At 45.3% G+C, this 17,426-nt stretch carries 12 protein-coding genes; 7 read left to right on the top strand and 5 right to left on the bottom strand.

What is annotated here, in order from left to right:
• Positions 1-16: 16 nt before the first annotated feature.
• Positions 17-997, top strand: coding sequence for an NAD-dependent epimerase/dehydratase family protein (locus BLV86_RS10995; protein ID WP_090817201.1), 981 nt, complete (start codon positions 17-19; stop codon positions 995-997).
• A 108-nt stretch (positions 998-1,105) separates the two neighbouring features.
• Here the strand turns inward: BLV86_RS10995 and BLV86_RS10990 are convergent, their stop codons facing one another.
• Positions 1,106-1,333 carry a type II toxin-antitoxin system MqsA family antitoxin gene (locus BLV86_RS10990; protein ID WP_090817198.1) on the bottom strand — a complete coding sequence of 76 codons (228 nt, stop codon included), beginning with the start codon at positions 1,331-1,333 and terminating at the stop codon, positions 1,106-1,108.
• A 442-nt stretch (positions 1,334-1,775) separates the two neighbouring features.
• Between BLV86_RS10990 and BLV86_RS10985 the strand changes: the two genes are divergently transcribed.
• From BLV86_RS10985 to BLV86_RS18300, 4 genes are all read left to right on the top strand, one after another.
• Complete coding sequence (locus BLV86_RS10985) at positions 1,776-3,161, top strand: methyltransferase domain-containing protein (RefSeq protein WP_090817196.1); 1,386 nt, start codon at positions 1,776-1,778, stop codon at positions 3,159-3,161.
• Positions 3,162-3,188: 27 nt separating this feature from the next.
• Entirely contained in the window at positions 3,189-4,523 is a 1,335-nt protein-coding gene (locus tag BLV86_RS10980) for an alcohol dehydrogenase catalytic domain-containing protein (protein ID WP_242873291.1), read from the top strand.
• 941 nt (positions 4,524-5,464) lie between these two features.
• On the top strand, positions 5,465-6,469 hold the full coding sequence (locus BLV86_RS10975) for a glycosyltransferase family 2 protein (protein ID WP_090817193.1): 1,005 nt from the start codon (positions 5,465-5,467) through the stop codon (positions 6,467-6,469).
• 20 nt (positions 6,470-6,489) lie between these two features.
• Positions 6,490-9,162 carry a glycosyltransferase gene (locus tag BLV86_RS18300; RefSeq protein ID WP_242873295.1) on the top strand — a complete coding sequence of 891 codons (2,673 nt, stop codon included), beginning with the start codon at positions 6,490-6,492 and terminating at the stop codon, positions 9,160-9,162.
• A 632-nt stretch (positions 9,163-9,794) separates the two neighbouring features.
• On the opposite strand, the gene BLV86_RS10960 is transcribed toward BLV86_RS18300, so the two are convergent.
• Positions 9,795-10,583, bottom strand: coding sequence for a hypothetical protein (locus BLV86_RS10960; RefSeq protein ID WP_090817190.1), 789 nt, complete (start codon positions 10,581-10,583; stop codon positions 9,795-9,797).
• A 943-nt stretch (positions 10,584-11,526) separates the two neighbouring features.
• Positions 11,527-11,610 carry a putative holin-like toxin gene (locus BLV86_RS18665; RefSeq protein ID WP_242826603.1) on the bottom strand — a complete coding sequence of 28 codons (84 nt, stop codon included), beginning with the start codon at positions 11,608-11,610 and terminating at the stop codon, positions 11,527-11,529.
• 427 nt (positions 11,611-12,037) lie between these two features.
• On the opposite strand from BLV86_RS18665, the gene BLV86_RS10955 reads away from it, so the two are divergent.
• Positions 12,038-13,453: an undecaprenyl-phosphate glucose phosphotransferase gene (locus BLV86_RS10955; RefSeq protein ID WP_090817187.1), complete on the top strand. Its 1,416-nt coding sequence runs from the start codon at positions 12,038-12,040 to the stop codon at positions 13,451-13,453.
• 341 nt (positions 13,454-13,794) lie between these two features.
• The gene (locus tag BLV86_RS10950) at positions 13,795-15,912 is read left to right on the top strand and encodes an LCP family protein (RefSeq protein ID WP_090817184.1); all 2,118 of its coding nucleotides are present in this window, start codon (positions 13,795-13,797) and stop codon (positions 15,910-15,912) included.
• Positions 15,913-16,006: 94 nt separating this feature from the next.
• Here BLV86_RS10950 and BLV86_RS10945 read toward each other — a convergent pair whose 3' ends face one another.
• Together BLV86_RS10945 and BLV86_RS10940 are read right to left on the bottom strand one after the other, a co-directional pair.
• Positions 16,007-16,954: an Rpn family recombination-promoting nuclease/putative transposase gene (locus BLV86_RS10945; RefSeq protein WP_090817180.1), complete on the bottom strand. Its 948-nt coding sequence runs from the start codon at positions 16,952-16,954 to the stop codon at positions 16,007-16,009.
• Positions 16,955-16,977: 23 nt separating this feature from the next.
• Entirely contained in the window at positions 16,978-17,253 is a 276-nt protein-coding gene (locus tag BLV86_RS10940) for a helix-turn-helix domain-containing protein (RefSeq protein ID WP_330373128.1), read from the bottom strand.
• Between the last annotated feature and the right edge of the window lie 173 nt (positions 17,254-17,426).

The following is a 17,426-nucleotide window of genomic DNA, read 5'->3' as shown; positions in this document are numbered from 1 at the left end:
AAGAGGGGAGTAGCGAATGAGAGTACTCATTACCGGCGTCACCAGTTTTCTGGGCGTTTACACAGCAAAACAGCTTTTGAGCGAAGGCTACGAGGTGATAGGAGCAGTCAGACCTGATAGCAAAAATCAAGATGTACTTGAGGAAAGAGGCATCACCGAAGAACCAAAGTATCAGACAGTTTACATGGATTTTGACCAGCTTCCGGAAGCGGAGCTCGGAGAAGAGCATTTCGTAGAGTTCCTTGAAAGGAACGAGGACGATGAGCCAATCATCGATGCCTGGGTTCATTTCGCCTGGGACGGAATCGGATCCGCAGGAAGAGAAAACACAGATATTCAGATACAGAACATTGAAAATGCCAAGAAAGCATACATTATGGCCAAGGTTCTGGGAGCGCAGAAGTTCATCTTCGCGGGATCCCAGGCAGAGTACGGCGACGGCAACCACCGCTCACCGAGACCCATAAGCCCTTACGGAAAGGCAAAACGCGCCTTCGGACGCTGGGCAACAGAGCAGAGCCTCCTTTCCCAGATGTATGATGAGAGGCCAATGCAGTTCCTTCACACACGCATTTTCAGCGTTTACGGTGACGGAGACCACAAGACAAGCCTTGTAAACACAGTACTTAAAGGCTCCCTCAAGGGAACACCTGTGGTACTCGGACCCTGTGCACAGAGATGGAATTACCTTGAAGTAAGAGACTGTGCAAGAGCCATAAGCATTCTCCTACAGTCGGATGAGACCCGCACAGACGTTTACGACATTGCAGGAAGTGATTCCAGAATGCTCAAGAAATTCGTTCAGGAAATGAATGAAATCGCCGGCGGCGGAGCAGAGCTCGAGTTCGGAACCCGCAGCAACAATGCTGAAGGCGCCGCAAACATGTCTCCCGAGATCCTGAAGCTCCAGCGCCTCGGCTTCCACCAGGAAATATCCTTCGAAGCAGGCATCGGAGAACTCGTGAAGAAAAAGAGAATGGAACTCGAAGCCGGTTGAAGGGAAGACGGAGGGGTTAACTGCTCCTTTTGATATTAAATAAAAAAATACCAAGTAAAGGCGATATCACACCTTCACTTGGTATTTTTTTACGTTTTATTATGTTACTTATGCAACTTTTGAATAATCGATAACGGAGACATCCTGCAAAACGGTTTTAGCCGCTGCCACAATTTTTTCCAACTGATCGGCTACCTCATCAGTAAATGTGATTTCACCGCATTTTTGACATTCCAAACATGGAACATTACGTACAACGATAATGCCTCCATTGTATTCTACTGTAAAAGTAGTCGTTGTCTTTATCTTATTGTTGGCAAAACAAGCATTGCACATTATTTTACCTCATTCCTTGTTTTAAAATCTATTTTCCACCAAACTAAATTAGGTCAATATATCGAAATGAAGATTATTCTCTACGTGTATTGTACCCAAAAACTACCTGATTGCCAATGAGGATATATTTGAGATAAAAAACGGTTCCAACCCAAAGAAAAAACTTTGGATTGAAGCTGAAACCAAAGATTTTAAGTGCAAAAATCTTTGGTTTTGGATATACAAAGAATAAGAAACAAGACATAATTGAACTTATATGAAGAAATCGGGACGGAGGTTTTCAGTTTAAAGAAATGTCCTAAATATAAGGGTTATAGACGAAGCAGATTTACATAGATTCACAATGACCTATATGGAAATATAGTTTTTTGTTTGAAAATAAAGATTATATAATCCGGTGTGTTATAATCGTAGCACATCGGATTTTTTTGGAGACATATATATGAAAATGAAATGTTTAGCCTGCGGGCACGAAATAAAGAAACTTATGACTTTAAAGGATATGCCGTCCTCAGCTCAGGACATTCCTGCTAAGGACGAGCTCAATGAAGACCACTCAATCACTCTGGACCTTTGCCAATGCATCGAATGCGGTTTGGTTCAGTTTGACTGCGAGCCCGTATCTTATTACAAAGATGTGATTCGAGCCGGCGGCGGAACCAGCACCATGACAAAACTCCGTCATGAAGAGTATGCAAGACTCCTTGAACACATGAGAGAGCATGGTATCAAAGGCAGAAACATAGTGGAAGTAGGCTGTGGCAGAGGCGAGTTCCTCCGCATGTGGCAGAATCTTTCAGAAGATGAAGTAGGAAAAGAGGCGCTCGAGAAAGATATGGAGAAAGATCCCCTTTCTGGCCAGCCTAAAGTAATGCCTATTAAGCTCACCGGAATCGAGCACAAGAAAGAACTGGTGGAAGAGGCAAAAGCTCATGCCGACGATTATTATAAAGCTGCGGATCAGCAGGAATCATCTATAAATACACGAAATTTGGATTTTGATAAAAAAGTAGAGTGCTTCCCAGAAGTAAAGTACTCGCCTAAAGCAAGTCACTATCCAAAAGTGAACTATTGTGTATACGAGGGCTTCGCCGAAGGCGACTATACTTATCCCGACGGTCCTTTCGACGCCTTCGTTCAGTTCAACTTCCTTGAGCACCAGCCATATCCTAAGGATATGCTTCAAAACATCTGGCATAACCTGAAACCGAAAGCTCTTGGCCTCGTAACGGTTCCGAGCTTCGAGTATATCCTGAAGTATAACGGCTACTACGAGCTGCTCCACGACCACATTGCAAACTATACCGAGTTTACGTTGCAGAAGCTTTTCCAGGACAACGGTTTTGAGGTTTTGGACATGCGCCTCGTAAACCGCGACACCATCGAGATCATCGTGAAAAAAGCAGACCCCGATGACCTAACAAACCTTCGTTACAACGGACAGCTCATAGATGTTTCTTCCTTAAAAGAAAGCTATGACCGTTTGAATGAAGAAGTGAATGCACATTTGACTCAACTTTCGGCCGAAAACAAAACCATGGCCATCTGGGGAGCAAGCCACCAGGGATTCACCCTTGCAGCCACCACAAAGCTTGGCGGAAAAGTAAAATACATCATAGATTCCGCGAAATTCAAGCAGGGAAAATATGCACCGGCATCACACATCCCCATCGTCTCCCCTGATCATTTCGAAACAGACCCGGTAGACGAGATCCTTATCGTAGCCCCCGGCTACACCGAAGAAATCGCCGGAATCATCCGCGAGCGATACGCTGCAGACGTTAGAATTTTAGTTCTAAAAACCGATAAGATAGACGAATACAGGTAATAGCTTATTTCACCACATGGAGGCAAAATGAAAGCCCTGGTCCTGAAAGAAAAAGGAAAAATAGAATATATTGATAAGTCTGAACCGACACTTGAGGCCCTTCACGGCGCGCTTCTGGAGCCGGTGCTGGTATCCCCTTGCACCTCCGACGTCCACACCATTTGGCAGGGCAGCCCCAAGCGCCCCGACCTGACTCTCGGGCACGAGGTGATCGCAAAAGTAAAAGCCATCGGCTCTGAAGTCAAAGACTTCAAGCCCGGCGACCTGGTAGCTGTCTCAGCCATAACCCCGGACTGGAGTCAGCCCGACGTAGACATTAACTACGCCCACGCAGGACAGAACTTCAGTGCACATATGATAGGAAAATCCATCGATGGCGCCTTCCAGAGCACCTTTTACCTGCCCTTCGCCGACAAAAACCTCGCCCGCATCCCGGAAGGAATGAGTCTTGAAGACGCCTTAATGTGCGTTGACGTGGTCCAAACCGGCTTCACCGCAGTGGAAGAGGCAGCAGTATCTGAAGGCGACACAGTTGTAGTCATGGGCATCGGCGCCATCGGCCTCGCAGCCATCATGGGAAGCAAACTTGCCGGCGCAAAAAAGATCTACGCCGTAGGCTCCCGCCCCGACAATGTCAAAATCGCCGAGTCCATGAGTGACGAAACCTGCAAGGTGGAAGTTCTCAACTACAAGACATTAGAATGCCCTCTTCCTGAAGGCATGCACCCCCTGGCAAACTCCACCGGCTCCCCCGTGGTGAATTATGTCCTTCAACAGACCGCCACAAAAGGTGCTGACAAAGTCCTGATCTGCGGCGGCAATGACTACAGCCTCCCCCAGGCCATCGACATGGTGAAATACGGAACCGGCATCGTGTCCAATGTCATGTACTTCGGCGCAGACACTGAAGTTCAGGACGAAGAATGCCGGAATCTTTCAAATATTAACGACCGATTCAAAGAAAACTGCTCCTGCACCTCACAGCAGTCAAACACTGGAGCTCCTCAGACCAATATCGGAACCCTGCAGTCAGACAACGGAGCCATTCAGAGCAATTCCGGCACCCAGCAGTCAAACACCGGAACCCATCAGACCAAGCCAGAATCAAAACTCAACACCACCATCGACTCCCTTCAAATCCCGAAATTCTCCATGGGCCGCGGAATGGCAGGAAAAACCCTGAAATTCAGCCTCAGTAAAGGCGGGCGGGAGAACCTGGAAAGAGTCATTAGCCTCATAAAAGAGCATGACCTCCACCCCGGTGTGCTCATAACCGAAAGATACGAAGGCCTCGACAAAGTGGAACAGGCCATCTACGACATGAAGGACAGAAAAGCCATAAAAATAGCTATCAGACTCTAAATTTGTTAAAAGACCTGTCACACTTCGGTTGTGGGAATATTCATATTCTATAATCAATACTTTAAGTTATGGCGGATCTGGCATATACAAGACTCAAACTTCGATTATAGAGAGGTGAGTCAACCTAAATCGAACCAATATATGACTCACAAACATGTTTTTGAGAAGTGAGTCAAAGCGAATCTGGTAAATGCATGACTCAAACTTCGATTATAGAGAGGTGAGTCAACCTGAATCGAACCAATATATGACTCACAAACAGGTTTTTTAGAAGTGAGTCAAAGCGAATCTGGTAAATGCATGACTCAAACTTCGATTATAGAGAGGTGAGTCAACCTGAATCGAACCAATATATGACTCACAAACAGGTTTTTTAGAAGTGAGTCAAAGCGAATCTGGTAAATGTATGACTCAAACTTCGATTATAGAGAGATGAGTCAACCTAAATCGAACCAATACATGACTCACAAACCTATTTTTTGAGAAGTGAGTCAAAGCGAATCTGGTAAATGTATGACTCAAACTTCAATTATAGAGAGGTGAGTCAACCTGAATCGAACCAATACATGACTCACAAACAGGTTTTTTAGAAGTGAGTCAAAGCGAATCGGGTAAATGCATGACTCAAACTTCGATTATAGAGAGGTGAGTCAATCTGTGTCGCACATTGACTTGACCCGTTTTTTGACTTTTGTGATATAAGTCAATTGATCACTACTAACACATGCCTATATAGAGCTTTTCACAATATATTTCGGGATGTATGTATCAAACATTATGGAATTGACCGGTTCAGCTTGCTAAACCCGGCACCTGAGTGTACAATCGACGCTGTGTTTTAATGGATGCATTGTCGCCTGCGGGCGCCGGCATCCTGAAATTGAGCAATCAAAAGACGCGGGCGCTCCAAGCCCCGCATTACTAATCAGAGGAAAACAAATTTGAAAACCATCAGCATAGTAGTACCCTGCTACAACGAAGAAGAAAACGTAGAGCCCCTTTACGAGGCCATAAAAGCCATATTTGCTGAAAAACTCAGCGACTACAGATATGAGCTCATATACATAGACAACGATTCAAAGGACCAGACCCGCGAAAAGATCAGAGGCCTTTGCGCCGCCGACAAAGACGTAAAAGCCATTTTCAATGCCAAAAACTTCGGCCAGTTCAACAGCCCCTACTATGGCATGCTCCAGTCAACCGGTGACGCGACAATGCTTATGGCGGCGGACTTCCAGGACCCGGTGGAGATGATCCCCGAGTTCGTAAAAGCCTGGGAAGAAGGCTACAAAATCGCCATCGGCGTAAAGACCCAGTCCCAGGAGAACCCGCTCATGTACTGGATCAGAGGCATTTACTACAAAACCATCAAGAAAATGTCATCAGTTGACCAGATTGCCCAGTTCACCGGTTTCGGACTCTATGACAAAGCATTCATCAACGTAATGCGAAACCTCAACGATCCGACTCCGTTCCTGAGAGGCATCGTGGCAGAGCTCGGCTTCCGCCGCAAGGAAATACCCTACACCCAGCCCAGAAGAAGAGCCGGAATCACCCACAACAACTGGTATTCCCTCTATGACGCCGCTATGCTCAGCTTCACCAGCTACACCAAAGTCGGCCTCAGAGTTGCGGTATTCTTCGGCGGTGTGTGCAGCGCCATCAGCATGCTGATCGCCATCGCCTACCTCGTAATGAAGCTGATCTGGTGGGACCGTTTCCCCGCCGGCATGGCGCCAATGCTTATCGGCATGCTCTTCCTCGGCTCAATCCAGATCTTCTTCATCGGACTCCTGGGCGAGTACATCCTCTCCATCAATCAGAGGGTAATGAAGAGACCTCTGGTAGTAGAGGAAGAAAGACTCAACTTTGGGGATGCGCCCATTTACCGCGGCGTAAAAGACATGGAGAAAACTCCCAAAACCCCGGAAGTGAAACCCGAATAAGCAACGGAGAATAACATATGATGCGATATAAAGTAGATGTTGCCGTTTCGAGAGAAGGAAAGATTACATTTCTTGGCTGGGCCTTCGGCAGCGACCCTGAGACCCCGGTGGAATTCGACGTGCTGGACGGCGCGGGAAATTCCGTGCCCGGCACCGTCGTGGAGTCCGTAAGACGAGACGAAGTGGTGGAAGCCTTCTTTAAAGATTATGAAAAGCAGCACGGACCCATCAAAAGAGAACTGGGCTATGACATTAACACCCCCTATCAGAAGGGCGAAGTCAGATACCTGGTCATCAAAGCCGATGGAAAAACCAAAAAGATCAAGTTCGATGACAAGATCCTGGAAGCCTTTAACTCAGTGGCTCACAAAAAAAGAGAAAAGCTTCTGGCGCTGTTTCATTGGGAGACAGTGGAAGTGGCCTGGGATTACTTCAAGGAGCACGGCTTCAGGGCACTTTACAAAAAAACCGTACACCGCCTGAAAGGCATTCAGGAGGATTACGATTATAACGAGTGGTACAAAAAGCAGAAGGTGACAGAGGCGGAGCTTCAGGAGCAGAGGAACACTAAGCTTCCTTTACAGCCGAAGTTTTCTATTGTTATCCCGGTATACGAGACTCCCGAAAAGTTCCTCAGGAAAATGCTTAAGTCCATCCAGGACCAGACCTACGGAAACTTTGAAGTCTGCGTTGCGGACGCAACACCTTACGACAAGTATGACCGGTCACAGGCAAACGGAAAGCTTCCAAAAGAAGTTCTGGAGGAGTTCCACAAGGCGGACCCCCGATTCAGGTACGAGATCCTCGAAAAGAACCTGGGAATTTCCGACAACACCAATGCTGCCATCGAAATGGCCACCGGCGATTACATTGTCCTTGCAGACCATGACGATGAACTGGAGCTCAATGCTCTCTTCGAGTGTGCCAAAGCCATAAATGAGCACCCGAAGGTGGACGTGATCTACTCCGACGAAGACAAGATCGACTTCGAGGACACTTACTATTTCGAGCCTCACTTTAAGACGGACTACAACCCGGATCTACTCAGATCTGTAAACTATGTCTGTCATCTTCTGGTGCTGAAAAGAGAGCTTCTGGATGCTATCGCCGAGACTGACGAAGCAGGTCACAAAATATATGAAAGAAAAGCCTATGACGGCGCCCAGGACCATGACCTTATATTGAGGGCAACGGAAAAGGCTCAGGAGAGGGAAAGAGAAGAGATCGGCGGCGACCTCGCCAACTTAAGTGATGCTGACAAAAAGCTTCTTAAGGAAGGCCGATTCACCAGCTCAAGGATCTACCATATACCTAAGGTCCTTTATCACTGGCGCTCACACCAGGCTTCAACAGCCCAGCACCCAGAGGCAAAGCTTTATGCCTTCGATGCAGGTGCGAGAGCAGTTTACGACCATTGTAAGAGACTGGGCCTGCCTGTGAAAAAGGTGGAAAAAGGCATTACCTATGGCTTCTATCACACCATTTATGAAAACGAACAGCCCCTGATTTCAGTGGTTATCCCCAACAAGGACCACACCGCGGACCTCGACAAGGCGATACAGTCCCTGGCAGGAAGCAATTACAAGAACCTTGAATTCATCATAGTTGAGAACAACTCCGACCAGGAAGAAACCTGGAAGTACTATGCTGAGATACAGAAACAGTATCCGGTAGAGGGATTTGTTGAGAAGACGGCGGAAGAAATAAAGAATGAGGGACAGACGGAGATAATTGACTCTGTAGCTGGAACTATTTCAGGAAATAATACTGAAATTATAAATTCCAAACCTGAAGACATGTCAGTGACTGATTCCGGGGTTGCTGCTGATTCATCTTCAGTAGATACACTGGTGTCGGCGCGGGCTGTAAATCAGTGTTCTGAATCAGATTCAGTTGTCAATCCGTCTTTTGAATCAGATCAGTCCGGTAAAACCGTTCGAGATACAAACACCGTCATAGGAGATGAGACACATTTACAAATCACCGTTCGCGTCGTTAAGTGGAAGGGACCGTTCAACTATTCAGCTATCAACAACTTTGGCGTAAAGTTCACAAGCGGAAAGTACATTCTGTTCCTGAATAATGACATTGAGCTTATCGATCCCGACTCAATCGACGAAATGATAGGCTACGTTCAGAGAGAAGATGTAGGCATTTGCGGAGCAAGACTCCTTTATCCGGACGAAGACATCCAGCATGCCGGCGTCATCATGGGAATGGGCGGCATCGCAGGCGCTGCCTTTGTAAGAACCCACGATGCAGAGCTTTCATACATGCACAGAGCAAAATGCGTCCAGGACTACTCCTGCGTGACCGCAGCCTGCCTCCTGACCAAACGGGAGCTTTTCGATGCAGTTGGCGGCTATACCGAAGAACTGGCGGTGGCCTTCAACGACGTAGACTTCTGCATGAAAGTCCGCGCCCTTGGTAAGCTGGTAGTCTACAACCCCTACGCCAAGTTCTATCATTACGAGTCAAAGTCCCGCGGTATGGAAGACACCCCGGAAAAAGTACAGCGATTCAACGGCGAAATAGTAAAATTCGCAAAACGCTGGCCCGAGTGCCTCCGTTACGGCGACCCCTACTATAATCCGGCGCTCACCTTTATGAAGTCGAATTTCACTTTGAAGAATTTGGAGAAGGAAAAGGTAGGTGAGCCTTTCCATATGGATATTCTAGATGGGATTGTATAGTTTTTATTGCTTGCATTTTGTTATATCTAAAAATATTAGGAGCCGGAGGAATTCAAATTGATGCCCTCCGGCTCCTTTCGGTTATAAATAAATATCCAAGATGAAAGGCTATACTGAATCTTGGAAATGAAGGCATCGCTCCCGACAGGCTCTCCGAGGGCTTAGGGCGCCGCCCTAAGAACCCGCAAGGGACTTGTCCCTTGACCCTGCACTCGGGCTCTGCCCGAACCCGTCCTCGCCGGAAGCAGGCCAGCAAGCATACTTGCTGACCAAAACACTAGGATAATCCGTGAACCTTTTGTCAAGGAACTTTCGCGGCATATCCTCGCGCTATTCGCGCTCCGGTATTCCACGGTTTCCTTGACAAAAGGTTCCGCTCCATGTTACCTACTAGATACATTTACATGATTCGTTCTTGACAACAGTTTGGGATTAGAGTAGTTTCTTCTTAAGAAAGAGATGTGGTTTTTTACCGTATGGCATATGCCTAGGCGGGCTACTACGTTTCTTTTTTTATGTCTATAATGTTGGATAAATACATCTTTTCATAGATATTTTTCCTGATAGGCATTTTTTATTTAAAGGCATTGGGTTTTGGCAATCTTTAAGTATGATATTAATTTTCCAACCAGTCATCTCAGATATTTATTTACCAGATTAGTTACAATCTTTGTGTTTAAAACGTCTTTTTCGGTCTCGAAAGTAAGAATCAGCCTCTCCCCTGGGAGGATTCCGTTCATTTGATAGTTGTTAAGTTTTTTTATTGCTGCTGTTGCATATTCCGGGTTATCCATCATTCCCTCATGTTCCCAATAGATTTCTTTCTTAAGTTTCTTCGAGAAAAACGTAAAGTCCGGATAGACAGTTCCGTATCCTGCTAATGTAAGGGGCTTTTCGTATTTATACAAAATATTGTTCCTGTAGAAATAATCAGCAAGTATCTTTTCAGATTTTGATCGTACTCGCTCACCTTTTTCCGAAATAATCACAGGTGTGCCTTCATTGAATTCTTTACCTATGTATGGTTCTGAATACCATTTTTGTTCCAGCTGTGCATAGGTTGGTTCAACAGGAGTAATTAGCTTTTGCCTCTCAGGGTGTAAAGATGTAAACAGTTCTTCGATTTCATTTTCTTTGTAATCTTTTAGAAAGCCGTCTATCAGTTTTTTATGCGCCTCTGCGGCTTTAAGAATAGAATCATTATAAGTTTTCTGCGCTAATTGACGTGGAAGAAGTTCGTTCTCCTTTGGGATATAATCTCCATCTCTACCATTAGTGCAGTTGTAATATCTGACATTGCCATGATTCATTGATATGCGGAGCCTTCCTTCAGGTGTTGAGCTGTTGTTATTGCTTGTCTTAGCCAGTATAGCTTCCAAGTGTTTTTGCTCTTGTAATAGCATTTCTTTCAGTCTGTACATTAGTTTTTCCTCGTTTCTTTAGAATATTTGGTTAAGTTTTCTGATATTAAGGGTTTGAATGATGATTTTTGAAAGGCATCTGTTATTCTTGGATTTGTAGTCACCATATTTAATCAATGGGAAGCTCAAATGGGATGAAATTTGATATGAGGCATGCAATCGCCTTACGACGGGTGACTCAAGAAGAATTATTTAGGATATGAGGTCATGTCTGCAGCGGCCATCGGATGACCCAAAAGGAAGATTCCTTGAAATTAAGTCAAGCCGGCACCTTGTGGTAGATGACCCAAATAGAGCAATATTGGATTTTAGGTCACGCTTACAGCGGCCATCGGATGACCCAAAAGGAAGATTCCTTGAGATTAAGTCAAGCCAGCACCTTGTGGTAGATGACCCAAAAAGAGCAATATTGGGTTTTAGGTCACGTTTACAGCGGCCATCGGATGACCCAAAAGGAAGATTCCTTGAAATTAAGTCAATCCGGCACCTTGGGGTAGATGACCCAAATAGAGCAATACTAAGCTTGAGGTCATGTCTACAGCACTCATCGGATGACCCAAAAGGAATATTTCGTGATATGAGGTCAATCCGCTACCTAGTGGTAGATGACTCAAAAAGAGCAATACTGGGTTTGAGGTCATACCTTAAGGTCTCGTGGTATGACTTTAATTGGATGGAAGCAAGTTTTGGGTCATATAAGAACTATAAGATTGGGTCATATAGGAGCTTAAGATCAAGAACTTAAGATTGTTGATTCGCTTTGAAGAGTATGAATCTGAGATCAAACAACAATAAAAAAATATAGGTCAAACAACAATAAAAATGTATATTGTAATATACTAAATATTGATTTACTATATAGATGTAGAAAGTGCTCGCCGATAGACGGTTAGCCCTTTGCTTGGTTAATAATAACCGCCCAAGTTGTTAGGCTTGTGGGCGGTTATTTTTTTGAGATCTTATAAACAAGACCAATGATAGCAACTATCAGAATCCCAAATTGGAATAAATCAGAATAACTTACCATGGCGCCACTGCCTTCGATTTTTAATCGAAGGAGCCGCGCGGCTTTGAGCGGTTCAAAGGAATCCGTGAGGATTCCCACTTTATCCTTTCTGAAGGGACTTACAAAATGCCCTTCGTGATGAAAGGGCTAACCGCCTACCGCTTTGGCAAGCACTGGATGAGATTGTAGCACAGGATACAGAATTATCCTATAGTCTGAATTTCTACCATATTTCTACCATATATCAAAACTTATGTCTGACATTAAATTTCCGATCCGTCATATCAGATATTTATTTACCGGATCAGTTACAATCTTTGAGTTTAAAACGTCTTTTTCGGTCTCGAAAGTAAGAATCAGCCTCTTCACCATTCCCCTCTCGACTTCCTAAGAAAAAAATAAACTCATTTTTATGGAATTTTTCAAAATCGGGAGTATACTTCCATATATGATAAAAGATAACCAACAATTCCTAAACAATTTCCATGTCGTCCTTGACGCGCTGATCATAGCAGGATCCTACGCGCTGGCATGGTTCCTGGTGATCGCATCACCCATATTCCCTGCAGGCCACGGAGTACTCCCGCCGCAGGTCTATTTTAGTGCCCTGATCCCTGTGATCCCGGGCTACCTCTTTTTGTACTGGATGTTCCACCTCTACGAGCCGAAACGCACCAGAACCAAAAGAAAAGAATTCTTCAACATACTAGAGGCCAATATCGTCGGCCTGATGATCTTCGCCTCAATCCTCTTCGCCTTCAGACGATCAGGCTACTTCGCCAACTTCTCCACCAGGATGATCACCGCCTTCTGCGTAATCGACATCATCGCCACAACAGTGGAAAGATTCGGCATCAGATTCATCCTCACGAGACTCCGCCGCAAAGGCTTTAACCAGAAACACATCATGCTGGTAGGCTTCTCCGACGTATCGGACAAATTCATCGACGCCTGCCACAGAAACCCCGACTGGGGCTACAAAATCTTCGGAATCGTGGACGACATCACAGAATCCGGCACCTCCTACAAAGGAGTGAAAATCGTCGGAAGAATCTCGGAACTGGAGAAAATCCTCTCCACAAACACAATCGACGAGATCGCCATCACTCTGCCCCTGGCAGCCTATGAAAAACTCGGCAGCATCGTGGCAGTATGCGAGAAATCCGGCGTACACACAAAGTTCATCCCGGATTATAACAATGTCATCCCCTCCCGCCCCGTCACTGAAGACATGGACGGACTTCCGGTCATAAACATCAGAAACGTGCCCCTTACAGATCCGGTAAAAGCAGCAGCCAAGAGAGTTATAGACATCATTGGAGCCCTGGTGGGCATCGTACTCTTCAGCCCGGTAATGCTTATAGTTTCCATCATCATCAAACTCACCTCCCCTGGCCCCATCATCTTCAAACAGGAAAGAGTGGGACTTCACAACAAGCCCTTCATGATGTACAAATTCCGCTCCATGGTAGAGCAGAAGCCGGAGGACGAGCAGAAAGGCTGGACCACCCCGGGAGACCCGAGAGTCACAAAGATCGGAAAATTTATCCGAAAGACTTCCATCGACGAGTTCCCTCAGTTCTTCAATGTCCTTTTCGGCAGCATGTCCCTGGTGGGCCCGAGACCTGAACGTACCCAGTTCGTGGAAATGTTTAAGGAAGAAATCCCCCGCTACATGATAAAACACCAGGTCCGCCCCGGTATGACCGGCTGGGCCCAGATCAATGGCCTGAGAGGAGACACCTCCATCCACGAACGAATAAGATTTGACATCTGGTACATCGAAAACTGGACCATGGAATTGGACATTAAGATACTTTTCCTCACCATATTTAAGGGATTTGTTAACAAAAATGCCTATTGAAAAAAGCTTCGTTAAAGATTAGGATTCATTAGAAAAATATTCGGAATCAATTGGTAAGCTTGGGTGCTTTAAGGCAAAAATGATTTGCTGAATATCAGGATTCATAATAAAAACACACTAATTCAATTGATAATCCCGGATGTTTTAAGGCAAAATAAAGAATAGATTTGCCGAATCGACATATATGTGGTAAAATCCCTAGGTTTATAAGATGCGCGTTATGCGAAAAAACGAATCACCTATGTGGTATGAACAGATGCACATGATGTGAAAATCCATTCATGCTGCACAACCAAAGGTTTCACTTATACTTCCAAAGTATATTAATGAGGATATAACAAATGGCACTTGATAACGGCAAGGACACCAGACGACCACACTCCCTTGAGGGTGCTGAAAGTCACCAGAGTGAACTTGAAGACAAGATAGTTAATGACAAAGCCATGGGCGACAAGCTCATGGAGAAGGCGACGGACAGCAGGAGACCTGCCTCTCATTCCGTAGAAGGAAAAGACACCCGTCTCCCTGGAGATGCAGCGGAAAGAGTCTCCGAAATAAAAAAATCCGCAACCCTCAGCACCAAGAGTACAGAGCCCCGAACCGGCACCGAGAGACCCAGAAGAACCGCTCCCGGGGATCCATTGAGGATGGAAAACCGTCCCCAGGTCAAGACCCTTAACCACACCACAGAAGTGGAAAAGGACCTTGAGTACGAGCGCAGAATGCGTGACAAGAAAAAGAAAGCCTTCCGCACCAGGATCATCCTTATGGTAGCCGTAGAGCTCATCACCCTTGTATGTATCTTAGGCTTCGGCTCAGTGTACAGATACATGCACATGACCCAGGATGTATCCTTCGATAAATCAAAGGTAGAAAACAACAACATTGACATCACCCAGAAGCAGAAGATGTCCGGTTACTGGACAGTTGCGGTATTCGGCGTAGACTCCCGAGACGGCGGAGTAGGCAGCGGTGCCAATGCTGACGTCCAGATCATCTGCAACGTAGATATGGCAACCGGCGACATTAAACTGGTTTCTGTATACAGAGACACCTATCTCAAGACCGGAAAGAGCAACAGCCGATATGCAAAGATCAACGAAGCTTACGCCATCGGCGGACCGGAGCAGGCAGTATCGGCCCTTAACGCTAACCTGGATCTGAACATTGAAAACTACGTAACCTTCAACTGGAAAGCAGTTGCGGATGCAGTTGAGATGCTTGGCGGCGTAGACATTGACATCACGGACAAAGAGTTCTATTACATGAATGCCTATATCCACGAGACCTCTGTCAAGGCAGGCATCAATCCTCAGAACCCGGCGGCCAACTACATCAAGGGACCGGGCCCGCAGCACCTTAACGGTGTTCAGGCAGTTGCCTATGCAAGACTCCGTTACATGGACAGCGACTTCGAGAGAACCAAGAGACAGAGAGAAGTTATCTCCCAGTGCCTTGATCACGCAAAGAAGGCAGACCTTGCGACACTTACATCCGTTATCGACGTAGTGCTCCCGCAGGTGGCATTCAACATAGACACCGCAGACATCATCGAGCTTGCCAAGGGCATCTCAAGATACAACATCAAGGAATCCACAGGCTTCCCTAAGGATCTCAAGGATCAGATGATGGGCAAGAAGGGCGACTGCGTTATACCTGTAACCCTTGTTTCCAATGTTAAGTGGCTTCACAGCGTGCTCTTCGATGACGAAGACTACAAGGTATCAAACGCTGTAGAGTCATATTCGCAGAAGATCGCCGATGACTCAGGCTACTATGCGAGCCATAAGGACGAAACAAAGTCAACAAGCAGCAGCAAGTGGGAAAGCAAGTCTACGGAGGAGACTGAAGAGGACGAGAGCGTTATAGAAGAGAACGGTGAAAGTACCGGAAAGAAGTCATCTTCCAAGGAGACAGACGCCGACGGCTACATCATCAAGGGTACAGACGAAGACGGAAATAACATCTACGAAACAGATCCGTCCGGCAACAAGGTTAAATCCGTAAAGGAAACCAAGTCTAAGACCGACGAAACCGAAGAGGGCGAGGAGACCGACGAGGACGAGACCGAAGAAACGGATGAGGACGGAAACGTTATAGAACCGACAGCTCCCGGCCCCGGAGAAGACACAGACGAGACCACAAAGTCAAAGAGCAGCAAGGAAACCACCGAAGCTGACGACGAAGACGATGATGAAGACGGACCATCCGGAACAAAGTCTTCCGATAAGAAAGAAACCACCTCATCTTCAGAGGTTAGTGAACCCGGCCTTATAGATGATAGCGAAGATGATTCAGGAGCAGGCCCAAGCGGCGGCAGCTCATCAAGCTCATCATCTTCCGCAGATTCAGGTGGCCCGGGATCTATCGATTCCCTGGATGACCTGGAAGGCCCCGGCGGAGCAAGCTCAAACGACAGCGTTGGTCCGGGCGGAGCAATATCCGATGGACCGGCGTAAAGAAAAAAGAATAAGAAAACGAAAAAAACTCGGCTCAATTGCCGAGTTTTTTTATGTAAAAAATGAAAATATTATACTGAGGTTTAATTGATGTTCACTCTATAATGCCGTATTTCTTATAAAGCTTATTTCTTTGTTTAGCGGTGGCGTTTAGAGCCTTGTCATAATCCTTGCTGCCTGGAGTTAAAACCTTAAGGAGTTTAGCAAGCATATCAGCTCCTTCCTCACGACCTTCCTCACGACCTTCAGCTCTTTCGTCTTCCAATAATTCCTGGAATGCCTGACACACTCTCATTTTACCTCCTTTCACGTTTCTTGTAGGGATTTTTGTACCAACATAAGTGTTGATCATATCAACGGTATTGAGGTGAATACTTTCTTCAGCCCTTGATTTAATTATATCACGGAGCTTCGCCTTGTCATCTGAAACGTGTATAAACTCCATAATAGTACCCAATTCTGAAGAAAATTTTGAGAAATCTTCTATCTCGTGTGGTGTGATTAAATTTAGCTTGTAATCATTAATATACTCAGATATTCGTGGATCAACTATGCTGAACATATCGGAAAGACGTCTTGGAGCATCCCATTTATCTTTATCAAAGCAGATACATAGTGTAATTACCGGTAATATACGATCATTCTTGGAAAAACCGGATATTTTCTCGTTTCCGGATAAATCATCATTTTCTTCGTGCTTTTTACTGATATCTGCAACCTGTGAAGCATAATTGAGAGCATCGTATAAATAGTCTCTTACCGGCATGGCATAATTAATACCTGCTTGGGCCTCGATTCCCAAAAGAACCAGGCTGCCATGCCTGGAATGTTTGATTGTACATGATTTAAGTACATCCCTGATCTTTTGGTTGGTGAATACTTTGTTCATTTTCCTTATGATTGCCGATTCTGTCGGATCTTGCTCTATAAGATCGTCAGGATTAATTACTTTCTCTCCTTTAAAAAAATAGTAATTAAAGGCGTCAGCAAATATTTCATTTTGTGATAAATATCGTTTGGCCAAAGTATCTTTTGTTCCCATATAGTTCCTTATCTATTATTCAATCACTTCTGTGACTTCAATCTTTTTTCGTTCATGACTTTATATGCTATTAAACGAAGTACATATTCCGGCATAACTCGCCGGCCAAGTTCCCATTCTTGCATTGTTCGGTATGGTATGCCGAGCCATTCTGAAAAATCTTTTCTGTTCATTCCTGACTGTTCCCTTATCATTTTAAAGGCGTATGCCATCTTGCGGCGTTCTGCATCATCACGATCATCAGATATAACTTCATATTCGATTTCAATGCCTTCAACATAATATATTTCAGTTTTCATCCTTCGTACTCCATGGAAAAAGTAGTCAATGCGTATATGTATCTATAAATATAATGTAGTCAAAGACTACAGTCAATACTAAAATTTATATTTGTAACGGACTTTCCTCCATTCGCCCACCCCTATTTCGGTTGATGTTAGATTTGAGTTACGGCCCCACCCCAGCTCATGGA

It is taken from the genome of Oribacterium sp. KHPX15 (assembly GCF_900107835.1).
GTDB lineage: Bacteria > Bacillota > Clostridia > Lachnospirales > Lachnospiraceae > Oribacterium.
The sequence above is the reverse complement of the archived record's forward strand: the minus strand, read 5'-3'. Positions and strand labels throughout refer to the sequence as shown.

What these genes read in the sequence shown, in the direction of transcription:
- BLV86_RS10995 (WP_090817201.1), top strand. Translation starts at nt 17, where the DNA reads ATGAGAGTACTCATTACCGGCGTCACCAGTTTTCTGGGCGTTTACACA.
- BLV86_RS10990 (WP_090817198.1), bottom strand. Translation starts at nt 1,333, where the DNA reads ATGTGCAATGCTTGTTTTGCCAACAATAAGATAAAGACAACGACTACT.
- BLV86_RS10985 (WP_090817196.1), top strand. Translation starts at nt 1,776, where the DNA reads ATGAAAATGAAATGTTTAGCCTGCGGGCACGAAATAAAGAAACTTATG.
- BLV86_RS10980 (WP_242873291.1), top strand. Translation starts at nt 3,189, where the DNA reads ATGAAAGCCCTGGTCCTGAAAGAAAAAGGAAAAATAGAATATATTGAT.
- BLV86_RS18300 (WP_242873295.1), top strand. Translation starts at nt 6,490, where the DNA reads ATGCGATATAAAGTAGATGTTGCCGTTTCGAGAGAAGGAAAGATTACA.
- BLV86_RS10960 (WP_090817190.1), bottom strand. Translation starts at nt 10,583, where the DNA reads ATGTACAGACTGAAAGAAATGCTATTACAAGAGCAAAAACACTTGGAA.
- BLV86_RS18665 (WP_242826603.1), bottom strand. Translation starts at nt 11,610, where the DNA reads ATGGTAAGTTATTCTGATTTATTCCAATTTGGGATTCTGATAGTTGCT.
- BLV86_RS10955 (WP_090817187.1), top strand. Translation starts at nt 12,038, where the DNA reads ATGATAAAAGATAACCAACAATTCCTAAACAATTTCCATGTCGTCCTT.
- BLV86_RS10950 (WP_090817184.1), top strand. Translation starts at nt 13,795, where the DNA reads ATGGCACTTGATAACGGCAAGGACACCAGACGACCACACTCCCTTGAG.
- BLV86_RS10945 (WP_090817180.1), bottom strand. Translation starts at nt 16,954, where the DNA reads ATGGGAACAAAAGATACTTTGGCCAAACGATATTTATCACAAAATGAA.
- BLV86_RS10940 (WP_330373128.1), bottom strand. Translation starts at nt 17,253, where the DNA reads ATGAAAACTGAAATATATTATGTTGAAGGCATTGAAATCGAATATGAA.